This window comes from Sorangium sp. So ce131, assembly GCF_051519095.1.
Taxonomy (GTDB): domain Bacteria; phylum Myxococcota_A; class Polyangia; order Polyangiales; family Polyangiaceae; genus Sorangium.
Genome location: NZ_CP150455.1, coordinates 9659754 through 9675812 on the forward strand (window position 1 = coordinate 9659754; position 16059 = coordinate 9675812).

The 16059-nt window shown below is 73.3% G+C and carries 11 protein-coding genes; 6 read left to right on the forward strand and 5 right to left on the reverse strand.

Annotated features, from left to right (window positions below; all coding sequences use genetic code 11):
- Window positions 1-334 precede the first annotated feature (334 nt).
- The 5 genes from WMF43_RS34920 to WMF43_RS34940 all read left to right on the forward strand — a co-directional run bounded on the left by WMF43_RS34920 (window position 335) and on the right by WMF43_RS34940 (window position 6225).
- The gene (locus tag WMF43_RS34920; protein ID WP_437671332.1) at window positions 335-1834 is read left to right on the forward strand and encodes a sigma-54-dependent transcriptional regulator; all 1500 of its coding nucleotides are present in this window, start codon (window positions 335-337) and stop codon (window positions 1832-1834) included.
- A 73-nt stretch (window positions 1835-1907) separates the two neighbouring features.
- Window positions 1908-2387 (forward strand): peroxiredoxin, encoded by a 480-nt coding sequence (locus WMF43_RS34925; protein WP_437671335.1) that lies wholly within the window; start codon window positions 1908-1910, stop codon window positions 2385-2387.
- Window positions 2388-2410: 23 nt separating this feature from the next.
- Entirely contained in the window at window positions 2411-3061 is a 651-nt protein-coding gene (locus WMF43_RS34930; RefSeq protein WP_437671337.1) for a DNA-3-methyladenine glycosylase, read from the forward strand.
- Between the two features lie 67 nt (window positions 3062-3128).
- Window positions 3129-4319, forward strand: a complete 1191-nt coding sequence (locus WMF43_RS34935) for a hypothetical protein (protein WP_437671339.1) — start codon at window positions 3129-3131, stop codon at window positions 4317-4319.
- A 142-nt stretch (window positions 4320-4461) separates the two neighbouring features.
- Complete coding sequence (locus WMF43_RS34940) at window positions 4462-6225, forward strand: DUF885 domain-containing protein (protein ID WP_437671341.1); 1764 nt, start codon at window positions 4462-4464, stop codon at window positions 6223-6225.
- A gap of 155 nt (window positions 6226-6380) precedes the next feature.
- On the opposite strand, the gene WMF43_RS34945 is transcribed toward WMF43_RS34940, so the two are convergent.
- The 4 genes from WMF43_RS34945 to WMF43_RS34960 form a co-directional block, all read right to left on the reverse strand.
- Complete coding sequence (locus tag WMF43_RS34945) at window positions 6381-7973, reverse strand: peptide chain release factor 3 (RefSeq protein ID WP_437684149.1); 1593 nt, start codon at window positions 7971-7973, stop codon at window positions 6381-6383.
- A gap of 390 nt (window positions 7974-8363) precedes the next feature.
- Complete coding sequence (locus tag WMF43_RS34950; protein WP_437671343.1) at window positions 8364-9014, reverse strand: hypothetical protein; 651 nt, start codon at window positions 9012-9014, stop codon at window positions 8364-8366.
- Between the two features lie 253 nt (window positions 9015-9267).
- Window positions 9268-11127, reverse strand: coding sequence for an NAD(P)/FAD-dependent oxidoreductase (locus WMF43_RS34955; RefSeq protein WP_437671345.1), 1860 nt, complete (start codon window positions 11125-11127; stop codon window positions 9268-9270).
- Between the two features lie 8 nt (window positions 11128-11135).
- Window positions 11136-12473 carry a hypothetical protein gene (locus WMF43_RS34960; protein WP_437671346.1) on the reverse strand — a complete coding sequence of 446 codons (1338 nt, stop codon included), beginning with the start codon at window positions 12471-12473 and terminating at the stop codon, window positions 11136-11138.
- A gap of 207 nt (window positions 12474-12680) precedes the next feature.
- Here WMF43_RS34960 and WMF43_RS34965 point away from each other — a divergent pair, with 207 nt between their 5' ends.
- A complete protein-coding gene (locus tag WMF43_RS34965; RefSeq protein ID WP_437671348.1) occupies window positions 12681-13622 on the forward strand; it encodes a LysR family transcriptional regulator in 942 nt (313 codons plus the stop codon).
- Window positions 13623-13701: 79 nt separating this feature from the next.
- Here the strand turns inward: WMF43_RS34965 and pilQ are convergent, their stop codons facing one another.
- The gene (gene pilQ, locus WMF43_RS34970) at window positions 13702-16041 is read right to left on the reverse strand and encodes a type IV pilus secretin PilQ (RefSeq protein WP_437671350.1); all 2340 of its coding nucleotides are present in this window, start codon (window positions 16039-16041) and stop codon (window positions 13702-13704) included.
- Window positions 16042-16059: the final 18 nt, after the last annotated feature.

Genomic DNA, 16059 nt, shown 5'->3' on the forward strand with positions numbered 1-16059 from the left:
GCCCAGCGCCCGCTTCGCAGGCGGGCGCGGAGCTTACCGCGGATCGCTGGGCAGGCGGAGAAATCGATCCGGCCAGGTGATGCGACGGCGTCGCGGTCGGAAGGCGCTCGCCCCCGCCCGGGCGCCGCGGCGCAGATCCCGGGGCGCCGCGCCGGCCGGTCCCACGCGCGGCGGGGCGCGGCCTGAGGCCCGCCGCGCGTGGGACCGGCCGGCGGCCCGCGCCGCGGCGCGCGTGACACCGGCCGGCGGCGCGCCCCGGGATCTGCGCCGCGGCGCGCCACCTCCGCTGTCACGATCGTGCCGAGCTGTAGTACCTCTAGAGGCGGGGCAACCTATGCGCGATCTGGACTGGAACAGCTTCGACGTGCTCGTCGTCGACGACGAGCAGGACAACCTCGATGCCTTCCGGTTCGCGTTCAGGAAGTCGTTCAAGCTCCATTACGCGCTGGGCGGCGCCGAGGCCCTCGGGCTGCTCGACCGGCTCGACCCGGCGGTGATCGTGGCCGACCAGCGGATGCCGGGGATGAGCGGGATCGAGTTCCTCAAGCAGGCGAAGGAGCGGCGGCCGGACACGGCGGGCGTGCTCCTCACCGCCTACGCGGACGTGACGGTGCTCATCGACGCGGTGAACTCGGGCGCGGTCGATCGTTACGTCCAGAAGCCCTGGAACTCCAAGGAGCTCGCGGTCGTCCTGCGGCAGGTGATCTCGGGGTTCGCGACCCTCCGGGAGAACCGGCGGCTGCGCGAGCAGCTCGCGCTCTACGCGGGCTACCTCGAGCGCGAGCAGCGGGACCCGATCGATTTCGGGGAGATCGCCGGCGAGAGCGCGGCCATGCGCGAGGTCACCGCCCGGATCGGCGAGGTGGCGAAGGCGTCGACGCACGTGCTGATCGAGGGCGAGGAGGGGGCGGAGAAGGAGGTCGTCGCCCGCGCGATCCACGTGGGCTCCCCGCGGGAGGAGCAGCCGTTCGTCAAGGTGACGTGCGCCGCGTTCCGGGGCGACGCGCTCGAGCGCGAGCTGTTCGGCTGGCGGCGCGGCGCCTTCGACGGCGCGTTCAGCGAGCGCGCCGGCCGCCTCGAGCTCGCCCACCGGGGGACGATCTACCTCGACGAGCCGGCGCCGCTCACGCCGTCGCTGCAGGCGCGGCTGCTCCGCGCGCTCGCCGACGGCGAGGTCGAGCGGCTCGGGTCGACCGAGACCACCCGCGTCGACGTGCGCGTCGTCCTGTCGCTCACGCCCGGCATCGAGGAGGCCTGGGCGCGCCTCGGCGTGCTGCCGGAGCTCGTCTCCCGGCTCTCGGTCTTCCCGATCAGGCTGCCCCCGCTCCGGGAGCGGCGCGAGGACATCCGCGCGCTCGCCGAGCACTTCCTGCGCAAGTACACGCGCCGCAACGCGCGCGCGGCCACGTCGCTCTCGGAGGAGGCGATCGCGAAGCTCGCGGCATACACGTGGCCCGGCAACACCCGCGAGCTGGAGAACGTGGTCGAGCGCGCGGCGATCCTCTCGCGCGGCGACGTGATCCTGCCCGAGCACCTCGCGTTCACCGCGCGCACGCAGCCCGCCGACCCGCCCGCCCGCGCGCCGCGGGCCGCGCCGGCGCCCGAAGCGGACGCGGCCGGGGCCAGGGCGCCCGCCGCGCCCGCCGCGCCTGCCGCGCCCGCCGCCGCGCGCCCGAAGCTCGACCTGAGCTCCCAGCTCGACGACATCGAGCGCCGGGAGCTCCTCGCCGCGCTCGAGCGCTGCGGAGGGAACAAGGCCGAGGTCGCGCGGCAGTTCGGCATGCAGCGCACGACGCTGTATTACCGGCTGAAGCGGCTCGGCATCGACACGTGACGCGGGGGGCGCCCCGCCGCCGCGCCGCCTCGCCTGTCGACGCGGGCGGCGACTTGCGGCAGATTGCGGCGGCATGCTGAAGGTCGGGGAGCGCGCGCCGGAGATCGACAAGCTGAGCACCGACGGCCAGCGCTTCGTGCTGTCCCAGCAGCGCGGGCTCTGCACGGTCGTGTTCTTCTTCCCGAAGGCCTTCACGCCCGGCTGCACCGTCGAGACCAAGAACTTCCGCGACAACTACGCCGAGATCGCGCTCTCCGGGGCGAGCATCGTCGGCGTCAGCGCCGACGACCACCGGACGCAGTGCCGGTTCGCCGCGTCGCACAAGGTCCCTTTCCCGATGATCGCCGACGACGACCGCAGCGTGTGCCGCGCCTACGGGGTCCTCTGGCCGCTCGTCGCTCTCCCCCGGCGGATCACGTACGTGATCGATCCCGACATGCACGTCGCGGCGGTGTTCCGCCACGAGATCCAGGTGAAGCGGCACCGCGACGACGTGCTCTCGTTCCTCAACGAGCGCTTCCTGGCGGCGCGCCCGCCCGGCCAGGGCTCCTGAGCAGGGCGACTCCCCGGCCCGCCATGCGCCGCACGCCCGCCCTCCGCGCGCCGATCGACGAAGCCGCGCTCCTCGAAGGAGCGGCGCCGCTCGCGCGCGACTTTTACGCCCGGCCCGCGCTCGTCGTCGCGCGGGACTGCATCGGCAAGGTGCTCGTCCACAGGACGCCCGAGGGCGTCGTCGGCGGGCGCATCGTGGAGACCGAGGCCTACCGCGGCCCGGAGGATCTCGCCGCCCACAGCGCCGGAGGCCGGAGGACCGTACGGACGGAGGTCATGTTCGGCCCTGCTGGATTTGCCTACGTGTTCGCGCTCTATGGTATGCACTGGGCGTTCAACGTCGTCGTGGCGTCCGAGGGGGAGCCGCACGCGGTGCTCATTCGCGCCATCGAGCCCTTGCTCGGCCTCTCGATCATGAGCCGCCGGCGCGGCGTGGCGCCCGAGCGGGTCGAGCTGACCAACGGTCCAGGGAAGTTGTGCCGGGCGCTCGGGATCGACCGCGCCGTGTACGGCATGGATCTCTGCGGGACTCGGCTGGTCCTGCTCCCCGGCGCGGCCGGGCCCATCGCGCGATCGCCTCGTATCAACGTGGACTACGCAGGTGCGTGGGCGAAGAGGCCGTGGCGCTTCTACGAGCGCGGCAATCGCTATGTGTCCGTTCCCCCTCGCGATTAGCCGGCTGTGAGGGCCAGGACACTCGAAGCGCTCGCGCCCGGGCCCGGGATCGCGCGACAATGGGGGTATGGGATTCTGGCCTTTCGGGGGGCGCGAGCCTGCGAACGTCGAGAGCGCGTCGCAGGTCGTGTCGGCGGCCGCGCGCGGCGAGACCGTCAGGGGAAAGTTAACGCTCTATTTCAAGGAGCCGCAGACGCAGAGCACGGCGGACAGGGCGGCGGAGCGTTGCGCGCAGGTCGCCGAGGCGCTGTTCCGCGAGCTCGGAGAGCCCGAGCAGCTCCTCGGCAAGGAGGCGGAGCTCGCCTCGGCGATCGCGGCCCGCGCGCCGCGGAACGTCCCGGCGCTGCGCGCGATCGAGCTCGCCGCGCTCCACGTGGTCGGCGAGCGCGGCACCGCGGCGCGCCGCCGGCTGGCCTCGGCGCCGTCGCTCGCGCCGGAGTCGCCGCGGAGCGCCGGCGCGCGCCAGCCGACGAGCGACCCGCCGCAGGCCGGCGGCGTGGGCCGGCTCACCGGCGCTCCGCCGCCGAGCAGCCGCATGGTCGCGCAGGCGCCGGGCGTCGGCCGCAACTCGCCGTCGAGCGTGCCCCCTCCGAACAGCGTGCGCTCGCCGCCGAGCACCCGCCTTCGCGCCGCCGGGGTGAACAGCGCGCGGGCGTCGAGCCCTGGGTTCCCGAGCCTGATCGGCGCGCCGCCCGCCGTGATCGCGACGTCGCTCGCGCCGCTCCTGCGCGACGCCTCGGCGCGGCTGCTCATCGGGTGCCTGCGGGCGCACGATCTGATCATCGTGCGCCGCGTGCCGCTCGACCCCGGCGCGACCGAGCAGCTCGCGGCGCTCCTGCCGGTGTCCGAGGCGCCGCCGGGCGAGTTCGAGGCGAGCCGGGCGGGCGAGATCTCCCGGTGGCACACGACCCTCGGCTCGCCCGTGCTCAGCCAGCTGCGCACCGAGTCGTGCGCGATCACCGCGCAGAAGGCCCGGACCGCGCTGGGCGCCGCGCACGTCGCGCCGGGCGTCGCCGCGGAGATGGTCGACGCGCTCTGCCGCACGGCGTTCCCGGGCTTCGCGCTCTCGAGCGCTCAGATCGACCGCTACGCCGAGCACGACCTGAACGAACAGGCCGCCGAGAGCGTGGCGCGCATCCTGCGCCACCCGAACTCGAAGCAGCTCCGGATCGCGCTCGGCCCGCTGCTCGACGCGGTGCAGGGCGACGTGGAGTCGATCTCCCGCCTGGCCAAGGCGTCGCTCGGCGGCGCGCCGTGACGCCGCGCGGTACGTTCCCTTCACCACGCGCTGGCGGTAGAAGGCGAAGGTGCGACGCCATGATCCCTCCCCCGAGCTCTCTCGTGCTCGCAGCGCCCGCGAGCGCTCTCGTGCTCGCAGGCCGCCGCGCGGCGCTGTCCCCTTGCTCGCCGCGCTGCTCTGCGCGTGTGGATCGACCGAGCCCGCCGCCCCGCCGCCCGCGACGCCGGAGGGCGTCATGACCCGCGCGGGCGACGCGGCCGCCGCCGAGCAGGCGCTCGCGGCGCTGTCGGCGCGCGTGCTCGAGGACTACCTGCGCGACGAGCCGGTCCGGGCCACCGAGGCGGGCGACCATCGCTACGACGCGGCGTGGCCGGACGTCACCGAGGAGGGCGAGGCCGCGCGCCGGCGCGCGATCGAGGGCGCGCTGACCGAGCTCCAGGCGGTGCCGCGGGACCGGCTCGGCGTCCAGGGCCGCGTCGACGCGGCGATGATCGAGAACCAGCTGCGCTCGTGGCGCTTCGCGATCGACGAGCTCCGCGAGGCCGCGTGGAATCCGATGGTCTACACCGGCCTCATCGGCGACGGGCTCGATCCGCTGATCACGCGGAGCTTCGCGCCGCTGGAGGAGCGCCTGCGGAGCCTCGGGGGCCGCCTCTCGGGCGTCCCCGCGATCGTGGCGACGGCCAAGAAGCGCCTCAAGTCGCCGCCGCGCATCCACACCGAGACGGCGATCGCGCAGAACCAGGGCCTCATCGCGCTCTGCAAGGCCGACCTCCCGGCGCTGTTCGCCTCGGCGCCGGCGCAGAAGCCCGAGCTCGACGCGGCCGCGCGCGCCGCGGCGGCGGCGCTCGAGGACTTCCAGGCGTTCCTCGAGAAGGACCTGCTCCCGAGGAGCGACGGCGACTTCCGGCTCGGCCGCGCGCGGTTCGAGCAGAAGCTGCGGTTCACGCTGGACGACGCGGACATCGACGCGGACGGCGTGGTCCGGAGCGCCCGCGAGCTGCTCGCGCGCACCCACGCGGAGATGCTCGAGACGTCGAGGGAGCTCTGGCCGGCGCTCTTCGCCGGGCAGCCGTTCCCGAGGGCCGAGGCGCAGGACGAGAAGATGGCCGCCATCCGGAAGGTCCTCGACGCGCTCGCGGCCGATCACCCGACGAACGCCACCATCGTGAAGGAGTCGGAGCGGCTGCTCGCCGAGGCGACCGAGTTCGTGCGGAAGCACGATCTCGTGCGCCTCCCCGAGGAGCCGTGCCGGGTGATCGAGATGCCGGAGTACCGCCGCGGCGTCGCGGTCGCGTACTGCGACGCCTCGGGCCCGCTCGAGGCGAAGCAGGAGACGTTCTTCGCGATCGCGCCGACGCCGAAGGACTGGCCCGAGGCGCGCGTCGCCTCGTTCTACCGCGAGTACAACCGGAGCATGCTCGCCGACCTCACCGTCCACGAGGCGATGCCGGGCCATTTCCTGCAGCTCATGCACAACAACAGGTTCCCCTCGAAGATCCGCGCGGTCTTCTCGAGCGGCCCGTTCGTCGAGGGGTGGGCGGTCTACACCGAGTGGCTGATGGCCCGCCACGGCTTCGGCGGCGCGAAGGTGCGGATGCAGCGCCAGAAGATGGTGCTGCGCCTGTCGGCGAACGCGATCCTCGACCACGGGGTGCACGCGGGCGCGATGGACGAGAAGGAGGCGCTCGCGCTGATGACGAAGGAGGCGTTCCAGGAGGAGGGCGAGGCCGTCGGCAAGTGGCGGCGCGCCCGGCTCACGAGCGCGCAGCTCACCACGTACTTCTACGGCTTCACCGAGATGATGCGCCTCCGCGCCGAGCACGAGGCGAGGCCCGGCTTCTCGGAGCGCGCCTACCACGACCGCCTGCTCAGCCACGGCTCCCCGTCGGTGCGCCACCTCAAGGCGCTGCTCTCGGAGTAGCAGCGGGCCGCGTCCCGTTACACGCCGACCAGAGCGGCGTGCACCCGCACAGGAGACGGGCCCAGATCGGCGTTTTCGGCGCGCAGGCGCACTCCTGTGCGCTGAGCACCGAAAACGTCGAGGTGGGCCCGGATCCGAAGCGGGTGCGCGTCGCTCTAGACCGGGTTGATCGAGCCGCCGAGCTCCACGAAGCGCGTCTTGGGGAACGCCTTCGCGCAGGACTCGAGCTGCCAGTCGCCCTTGAACAACACGACCGCGTTGCCGTGCACGTCGAGGGCGCCGTAGCCGTACAGGTTCGACTCGAGCTCGGCGAGGGGCACCGGCTCGCCCTCGACCCAGCGGGCCAGGCTGAACGAGAGCCGCTCGATCCGCGCCTCGACGCCGTACTCGGCCGCGAGCCGGTGCTTCACGACGTCGAACTGGAGCTCGCCCACGACGCCGAGGATCGCCTCGCCCTCGCGCCCCTCGGGCGGCCGGAAGAGCTGGACCGAGCCCTCCTGCGCGAGCTGCTCGAGCCCCTTCTTGAGCTGCTTGCGCTTCATGGGGTCGACCATGACGACGCGGGCGAACTGCTCGGGCGGGAACTGCGGCAGCGCCGCGTACTTCACGGGCGAGCCGCTGCAGAGGGTGTCGCCGATGAGGAACAGCCCCGGGTCGAAGACGCCGATGATGTCGCCCGCGAAGCCGTCCTCCACGAGCGTGCGCTCCTGGGCCATGAACTGCACCGGGTTGGTGAGCCGGATGTCGCGGTCGAGGCGCACGTGGTGCACCTTCATCCCGCGCTCGTACTTGCCGGAGCAGACGCGGAGGAACGCGATCCGGTCGCGGTGGGCGCGGTCCATGTTCGCCTGGATCTTGAAGACGAACGCGGTGAAGCGGTCGTCGTCCGGGGCGATGGGGCCCTTGTCGCTGCCGCGCGGCGCGGGCGGGGGCATGAGCTCGATGAAGGCGTCGAGGAACTGCGGCAGGCCGAAGTTGGTGATGGCGCTGCCGAAGAACATCGGCGTGACCTCGCCGCGGGCGAGCTTGTCGCGGTCGAGCGCGTCGCCGGCGGCGTCGATGAGCTCGATGTCCTCGCGCAGCTGGCGCGCCCCCTCCTCGTCGAGCGCCTCGACGAGCTCGGGCGCGTCGAGCGAGACGACCTCCATGGGGGCGATCTCGGCGCCGTGCGCGACGAGCTCGAAGAGGAACACCTGCTTGCGCTCGCGGTGGTACACGCCGCGGAATTTGCCGCCCGCCGAGATCGGCCAGGTGACGGGGTAGACGCCGATGCCGAGGACCTCCTCGACCTCGCCGATCAGCTCGAACGGGTCGCGGCCGGGGCGGTCCATCTTGTTCACGAACGTGAAGATCGGCATCTGCCGGAGCTTGCAGACGCGGAAGAGCTTCTTCGTCTGCGCCTCGACGCCCTTGGCGCTGTCGAGGATCATGATGGCCGCGTCGGTCGCCATGAGCGCGCGGTAGGTGTCCTCGCTGAAGTCGGCGTGGCCTGGGGTGTCGACCAGGCTGAGCAGGCGGCCCTTGTACGGGAACTGGAGGACGCTCGTGGAGATCGAGATGCCGCGCTCGCGCTCCATCTCCATCCAGTCGCTGACCGCGTGGGCGCGCGCCTTCTTCGCCTTCACGGCGCCGGCGAGCTGGATCGCGCCTCCGTAGAGCAGGAGCTTCTCGGTGAGCGTGGTTTTGCCAGCGTCGGGGTGGGAGATGATCGCGAACGTCTTTCGGCGGGCGATCTCGCGGGTGAGTATCGGGTCGGGCACGGCGGCGCGCAGGATAGAAGCGGCGGGGGCAGCGTCAACCCAACCCGAGAGGCACGGAGCCGGTGGCGGAGGGGGGTGGTGCGCGGGCGGGCGGCGGGGGTCCCCCCACGAACTCGGGCCTTTTGGGGGGCTATGGCCGGATGAACGGGGGGACTCGGGCCGAGCGGGATCGCTGCGGGGCGGGCCGGCCCTCGGGTTCGTGGGGCCCACCCCCGCCGCCCGCCCGCGCACCACCCCCCTCCGCCACCGGCTCTTTCCGGGAAGGGGGGTGGATCTGGGGGCAGCGGCCGTTTCTTGGGGGAGGAAAGGGGGGTGGATCTGGGGGCAGCGGCCGTTTCTTGGGGGAGGAAAGGGGGGTGGATCTGGCAGCGACGGTTTTTATTTTTTGAGGGAGAGGGTGACGGTGACGCCTACGGGGTCGGCGCTGGGGGTGCCGATGGGCTTGTTCTTCAGGAGCTGACGGATGCAGCGCTCGGCCTCGGGGGTCACGCCGCGGGAGCTCAGGACCTCGACGCCCTCGGCACGGCCGCGAACACGGACCAGGAACTGGAGCTTGATGTTGCCCGCGGCACCCGTCAGACCGCCGTTGTCGGCGACACACTTGGCGATGTCGGCGGACGATTTTTCCAGGCGCTTGGCCACGTTCGGGACGTCGCCGTTCATGAACTCGGGCTCCTTGATCTCCACCGTGGGGGGCGGAGAAGAAGCGACCGAGGCGTCGGGAGGGGCGGCGTCGGGGGGGCCGCCGTCGGACGGAGGGGGGCCGGCGTCGTCAGGGGGCGGCTCGGGCTGAGGGGACGGGGGGAGCCAGCCGGCGTCGGCCTCGCCGGGCTCGAGGCAACGGACGAAACCACGGTGCGGATCCTCGAGCGAGCCGTGCGGACACCGCACGCCGCCCGCGTCGGGGGTCGCGGCGGTGATCCAACCCTGGGACGGGGGCTCCTGGCCCGACGACGGCGGCGCGCTGCCCTCGGCGACCGCACCCGCACACGCGCCGGCTGCGCTCAGCGACATCGCCAGGGTGATCACCCACTTGCCGAAAGATCCTCCTGATCCAGAACGCATGGGCGGGTGTGATACTGCGGAACGGCCTCGAGTGCAGAACAAACGGCGAACGCCGCGGCGGGACGGCCGAGGCGCCGGCCGAGGGCTGGGGCAGAGCGGCGGTCACCCGCACAGGAGACGGGTCCAGATCGGCGTTTTCGGCGCGGAAGCGCACTCCTGTGCGCTGAGCACCGAAAACGCCGAGATGGGCCCGTATCCGAAGCGGGTGACCGCCGCTCTAGAGCGCGACGTGCGCGAGGGAGCCGGCGGAGGCGTCCCAGAGCGCCCGAGCGCGGGACAGGACCTCGGCGTGCACCTTCGTCCCCTCGGCAGGGCCCACCACCGCGACCTCGCCGGCTGCCCCGAGGTTGATCCGCTCGACCCCGGCGTCCGGGAACTCGTCGCGGAGCTCCCGCGTCATCCGCTCGCCGAGGCGCTCCAGGAGGCGCGAGAGCCGCTCGGGCGTGATGTCCCGGAACACGAGCACCTGCGGGAGCTTGAGCTCCGCCACGAGGCGCGCCCGGTCCGAGAGCGACCGCTCGCCGAGCCGCCGCTCCACGAGCGCAGCGAACACGCTGCCGTACGCACGGTCCACCTGCTCCCGCCGGAACCCCTCGTCGATCGACGGGCCGAGCCGCGTCTGCAGCTGCGCGACGCCGTTCAGGCCGTTCGCGAAGCGGCCCTCGTTCTGCGCGTGATACTCGCCGCGCGCGCGCAGATCGCTCGCCAGCGCCGAGAAGTGCTCGCCCATCGTCGACAGGGCGCGCAGCACCAGATCGGTGAACCGGAGCTCCTCCCGGATCCAGCCGACGTCCGTCACACGGTCGGCCATGAACGGCCAGACGACGAGGTTGTAGTAGTTGTTGAAATCGAGCAGGTACTTCAGCCGGTAAAGCTCGAAGCTGCCGAACACCGGGTACATCCGCTCGTAGAGCCGGAGCGTGCTGTCGTACTTGAACCGGTAGTACGCCTCGTAGGCCGCGACCCTCTCCTCGAAGCCGGACCGGTCGCCGCGCACGTCGGCGAGGATCATCTGCGTGATGAACTCGTTCGCGGTCGCGATGAAGTCCGAGCCGGGGCTGTAGAACGGATCGGTGAACGCGCCCGCCTCGCCCGTGACGGCGTAACGGTCCGTCGAGAAGTACCGGTCGGCGTGGTACGGCAGGTGGGCATAGGCCTGGAAGTCCTCGAGCTCCGCCCCCTCGAGCAGGTCGCGCGCGGCGCGGTGGGCGCCGAGGAACCGCTCGAACTCCGCGCGCGTGCGCGGGCCCGGGAGCGCGGCGCCCGAGCCCTCGCCGATCCGGTCCTTGTCGAACACGACGCCCACGCTCATCAACGCGGGTCGGGGATCCGCGTTCGCGGTCCCCTCCAAGTCTCCGGCGAGCGGGATGAACCAGATCCAGTAGCCGTCGTACATGAAGTGGTTCGTCGACAGGTGGCGCGACGTGTGGCGCACCCGCGACCGCCACGCCGGGTCCGTCACCCCGTCGAGCCCCGCGACGCCGCGATAACGCGCCCACGCGGCGGCCGTGTTGAGGCGCGTCTCCTTGTGCACCTTCACGCCGAGCTTGCGCCAGAGCACGTGCCGCCGGCCGGACGCGTCGCACACCCAGCGGCAGGCGACCTCGCGCCGCTCGCCGCCCTGCTCGTACACCACCCGGTGCCGCCCGCCCGCGTCGATCGCGACGTCGACCACCTTCGCGCCGAGCTCGACCTCGGCGCCCGACGCGCGGTTCATCGCGACCAGATCGCGCTCCAGCCGCGCACGCTCGAGCTGGAAGCTCGGGTGGAACGGCATGTGGTCGGAGCCGATCTCGCTCATCCGAGGCAGCGGGAGATCCCTGCCCGGCGAGTCGAAGAAGAAACGAAGCCCGTTCTTCGGCAACTGGTGCTGGTAGAGGTACGTGCCGAGGTTCAGCTTGCGGACCATGTAGTTCGCCGCGACCTCGACCGTGCTCTCCCCGACCTTGTAGTCGTCGATCGCCGCGGCCGCCTCGAGCACGAGGACCCCGAGATCGGGGCACGTCAGCCGGAGCTGGCGCGCGAGCAGGCCGCCGGCGATGCCGCTGCCGATGATGACGACGTCGAAGGTGCGCATGCGCCGCCTTATACCCCGCCGCCGGCCGGCGGCGCGGGCTCGCCGAGCAGCTCGGCGCGGAGCGCGCCGGGCATCGCCGCGGCCTCGTCCGGGCGGAGCAGGCCGTCGCCGTAGACGATCGACGCGGAGAGGCGCCCGCCGGAGCGGCTGTAGATGACCTGGAAGCCGGGCGGCGCGACCACCGCGGGCAGCGGGTACGCCGAGCGCACCGGCACGCCCGCGAACCGGTCCGCCGTGACCGCGCCGGGGTTCGAGACGATCAGCGAGGCGAGCTCGCCCGCGAACGGCTGCTCGCCGAGCCAGCGGACCACCGGCCCGGGGAGCCAGCGGGCGAGGTCGAGCGCGGCGATCATCGCGAGATCGAGCCGCTCGCGCACCGCGGCGCGCTGCTGCTCGGCCAGGCGGGCCACCGCGCGGGCGTCGTCGTAGAGCTCGTCGCGGCGCAGCGAGAGCAGGACCATCGTGAGGTGGTTGCCGAACAGCCGCCGCGCGCCCGCCTTCGGGTCCAGCGAGAGCGGGAGCGGGATCACGTGGTGCGGCGGGGCGAAGCCGCGCGCGACGAGCGCCCGGTCGGCGAGCCGGGTCGCGGCGATCACCATGAGGCTCGACTCGGAGAGCCGCGCCAGCCGCCGCACCCGGAGGTCGAAGGCGCGGGTCTCCTCCGCCGAGAGCACGAGCCGGACGACGCGGGACACCGCGGGCCGCACCCCGGGGCACGCGCGCGCGAGCGAGAGGATCGGCGCGCCGCCGAGCGCGAGCGCGTGGGCCTTGTAAGTGCGCGCCAGGGCGAGCCGGGCGTCGCGGTCGTGGGCGGCGAGGAGGCGCTCGGGGGCGCCGTACCGCTCCTCGCCGCGCGGCGGGTCCTCCGGCGCGTCGTCGCCGCCCGAACCGAGCCACGCGACCAGCCGATCGGCGCCCCTGGCGTCCGTCAGCGCGTGGAAGTGGCGGAACACGAGCACGTCCCCGCCCCCTGCCCCGCGGACGACGTCGATCGCCCACGGCCGCTCCCCGCCGACCCGCTCCGCCAGCAGCGCCTCCACGCGCGCCGCGCCCTCGCGCTCGCCGCTGACCTCGTGCAGCCGCGGCACGGGCGCGCGCCGGTGGTGATCGACGACCCAGCGGGGCCGCCCCGCCCGGCCGAGCAGGCTGTCGTCGAGCCGGAAGCGGAGCTCGGGCAACGCCCGGGTCGCGCGCTCGAGCCGCGCCGCGAGCCGCGCCATGTCGAGGCGGCCGTCGAGCTCGAGCACGTGCAAGCAGTGGTTGCCGGCCTGGCCGCGCGACCGCATCGCGCGATCGTTCATGAGGTGGAAGAAGTCGATCCCCCCGAGCAGCACCGGCGATGTCATGATCTCCGCAGGGCGCCGCCGCTCCGGCGGCGCCGCGGGCGACCCTAGCAGCCAGACCACGCGCATGCCGGTCCGGCGGCGCCGCGGGCGACCCCGGAGGTGAGGCCGCTCGCACACGCCGGCGCCTCATGCTCGCGCGCGCCCGCGCGGCGCGCAGGGATGAACGAATCCACGCTGTGGATTCCACGCTCGCTCTAAATTGCCGCCGTGAATCTCTCTGCGATCGACGTCAACCTCATCGTCGCGCTCGACGCGCTGCTCCGCGAGCGCAGCGTGACGCGCGCGGCCCGCAGCGTGGGGCTCAGCCAGCCCGCGATGAGCCACGCGCTGATGCGGCTGCGCGAGATCTTCTCCGACCCGCTGCTCCTCCGGATCGGCCGGCAGATGGCGCTCACCACCCGCGCCGAGGCGCTGATCCCCCAGGTCGCGACGGTCATGCAGGAGCTCTCGGTCCTCTTCTTCGGCGCGCCGCCGCCGCCGTTCGACCCCGCGACGAGCGCGCGCACGTTCCGGATCGCCACGACCGAGTACGTGGACCTGCTCCTCGCGCCGAAGCTCACCGCGACCCTCTCGGAGAGCTCCCCGAAGATCGCGCTCCACCTGCTCCCCCTCGACGACCGCTCGGTCGACGCGGTCCGCAGCGGCGACGTCGACCTCGCGATCGGCGTCTTCCCGGACGACGACTTCCCCGCCGACGTCCGGCGCGTGGACCTCGTCCAGGATCGCTTCGTCGGGCTCGCGCGCGCCAGCCACCCGAAGGCGCGCGGGCGCGTCGACCTGGAGACCTACCTGTCGTTCGGGCACGTGCTCGTCCCCGGGCGCGGCGCGCAGGACGGGATCGGCGACGCGCTCGTGGCGAAGCGCGACATCCCGCGCCGCGTGGCCATGACGGCGCCGCACGTGTTCCTCCTGCCCCACCTCGTCGTCGGCTCGGACCTCGTGGCGACGGTGGGCGCGCGCATCGGCAGGGCGTTCTCGAGCCTGCTGCCGATCCGCGAGTTCGAGCTTCCGTTCGAGCTGCCGCCCATCGAGATCTCGATGTTGTGGAGCAACCGGACCCACGACGAGCCCGCCCGGGCGTGGCTGCGCGGCGTCGTGGTCGACGCCGTGTCGCACATGCAGGACGTGGGGCGGCGGCGGCGCGCCTGACCGCCGCGGCGCGCGCCCGACCGCCGCGGCGCGCGCCTGACCGCCGCGGCGGCGCGCCGCCGTCAGCCGCCGCCGAGCGTCACCGGCCGAGCGCCTCGGCGCGGTTCACGATCCGGGGCGTCAGGAAGATGACGAGCTCGCTCCGGGTGTCGCTCGCGCGGCGCCGCTGGAAGAGCAGGCCGAGGACGGGGATGTCCCCGAAGAACGGCACCTGATCGAGGTTCCGGCCGGTGTTGCGGGTGAAGATCCCGCCGATCACCGCCGTGTGCCCGTCCATGATCAGGAGGTCGGTCTCGGCCTCGCGCTTCAGGATCGTGGGCTCGCCGCGGGCCGACGTCTGGTTGAAGTCCGGCTCGTCGCGGTTGATCTTCACGTGCATCGCGACGCTGCCGTCCGACGTGACGTGCGGCTTCACGAGCAGCTGGAGCTTGGCCTCCTGGAACGTCGTCTGCACGCCCTGGGCCGTGATCTGCGAGAACGGGATCAGCGTGCCCTGGCTGATGCGCGCCTCGCGGTTGTCGAGCGTGAGGATGCGCGGGCTCGAGATGATCCGCAGCATGCCGGTCGACTCGGCCGCGGAGAGGCGGACCCCGAGGTTCACGGCGTTGTTGATCGAGCCGAGCGTGAAGCCGATCGCGCCGCCCGTCCCCTGGCCGACGATGGCCGGCAGGTTGACCGCGAAGTTCGGGTTCGCGACCTGGTTCGAGAACGGCGAGAGGCCGCCGGTCGGGGTGTTCGCGTCGGTCGCGCCGCCGGCGACGCCGATCGCCGACGGGAAGATGAGCCCCGTCGGGTTGCCGGTCGCCGCGCTGAACGTCCCGTCGCCGCCCCACTGGATGCCGATGTCGCGCACGTAGCGGCTCGTCGCCTCCACGACGCGCGCCTCGATGAGGACCTGCGGCGTCTGCGTGTCGAGGGAGCGGACGAGCTCCTCGATCTGGTTCAGGTTGCCCGCGACGTCGCGCGCGATGAGCACGTTGGTCCGCTCGTCCACCGCGAGCGAGCCGCGCGGCGAGAGCATGTCCTTCGCGCGGTCCTGGAGGTCCGCCGCGTTCGCGTAGTTGATCGGGATGAGCCGCGTCTCCACGGGCGCGAGCTGGAGCTCGCTCTTGCGCCGCGCGATCGCGAGCTCCCGCTCCTTGTTGAGATCGGCGATCGGCGCGACCCGGATCATGTTGCCCTGCCGGACCACGCCGAGGCCCTTCGCCTGGAGCACCGTCTCGAGCGCCTGGTCCCACGGGACGTTGCGCATCCGGATGGTGACCGTCCCGCTCACGTTGTCGGCGGTCACGATGTTGACCCGCCCCACGTCGGAGATGAGCCGGAGGACGTTGTGGATGTCCGCGTCCTTCAGATCGAGGTCGATGCGCCGCCCCGTGAAGCGCCGCTGCTGCCCCGCGAGCGCGGGCGTGAAGGCGCCGGCCTCGTCGGGCTCGGCGAGCGACTCCTCTGCTACCTGGCTGCTCGCCGCCCCCTCGAACGACGTCTCGACCCGCGGCGCCTCCGCGTCGAGGCGCGCCTCGCGCGCGACCGTGCGGGTCCGCCGCGCCGCGCCGCCGTCGGCGCCGAGGCCCGAGAGCGCCGGGGGCAGCGCCCCCCGCGCCACGTTGAGCACGAGCGTGTTGCCCTCGCGCGCGATCGCGCCCGAGGCGCCCGCCGCGTGCTCGACCTCGACCACGACCTTCGAGCCGTCGCTGTTGCGCCGGTACGTCGAGATCGCCCGCACCGGGCCGCCGAAGGCGCCCACGTCGAGCGTGCGCTGGAGCGCGTCGGGGAGCCGCACGCCGCTGAGCTCGACGACGCGGCTGCCCCGCTTGCCCGCCGACTCGCGGTACTCCGCGGCGGCCGAGAGCTCGATGATCACCCGGTCGAGCGTCGCCTGGTGCTCGAAGCGCACGTCGGTGATCGCCGCCGGCTCGCGAGCCGCCGCCGCCGTCGCCGCGCCGGGGGCCGCGCTCGCCGCCCGCGCCGCCATGGGCGCGGTCGCGCTGGCGGCGGCGAGCTCGACCACGAGCGCGCCCTGCTCGGCGCGGACCCGGTAGGCCGCCGGGCGCGCGAGCTGCACGAGCACCCGCGTCGTGCGCTGCCCCGCCCCGCCGAACGCCTGCGTCATCACCCCGGCCACGATCGCGTTTCCGCGCGTGATCGCGCCGGGCGCGCCGCCCATCTCGGCGTCCGCGAGGTCGATGAGGAGCCGCTTGCCGCCGTCCGTGACCCGCGCCGAGAAGCGGGGGGCCCCGCTCGTCGCGACCACGACCTCGGCCCTGTCCTCCGACGGCGCCGTGAGCCTCACGTCGCTCACCTTCATCGACGCGGCGTCCGCGTCCCCCGCCGGAGCGCCGAGGATCAGCATCATCCCGAGTGCCGCAGCACGGCGAAGCGCGCCCCGCTTCGGGCGATAGTCTCGATTGCTCTTCATTGCACTCCCGCTTCGCAG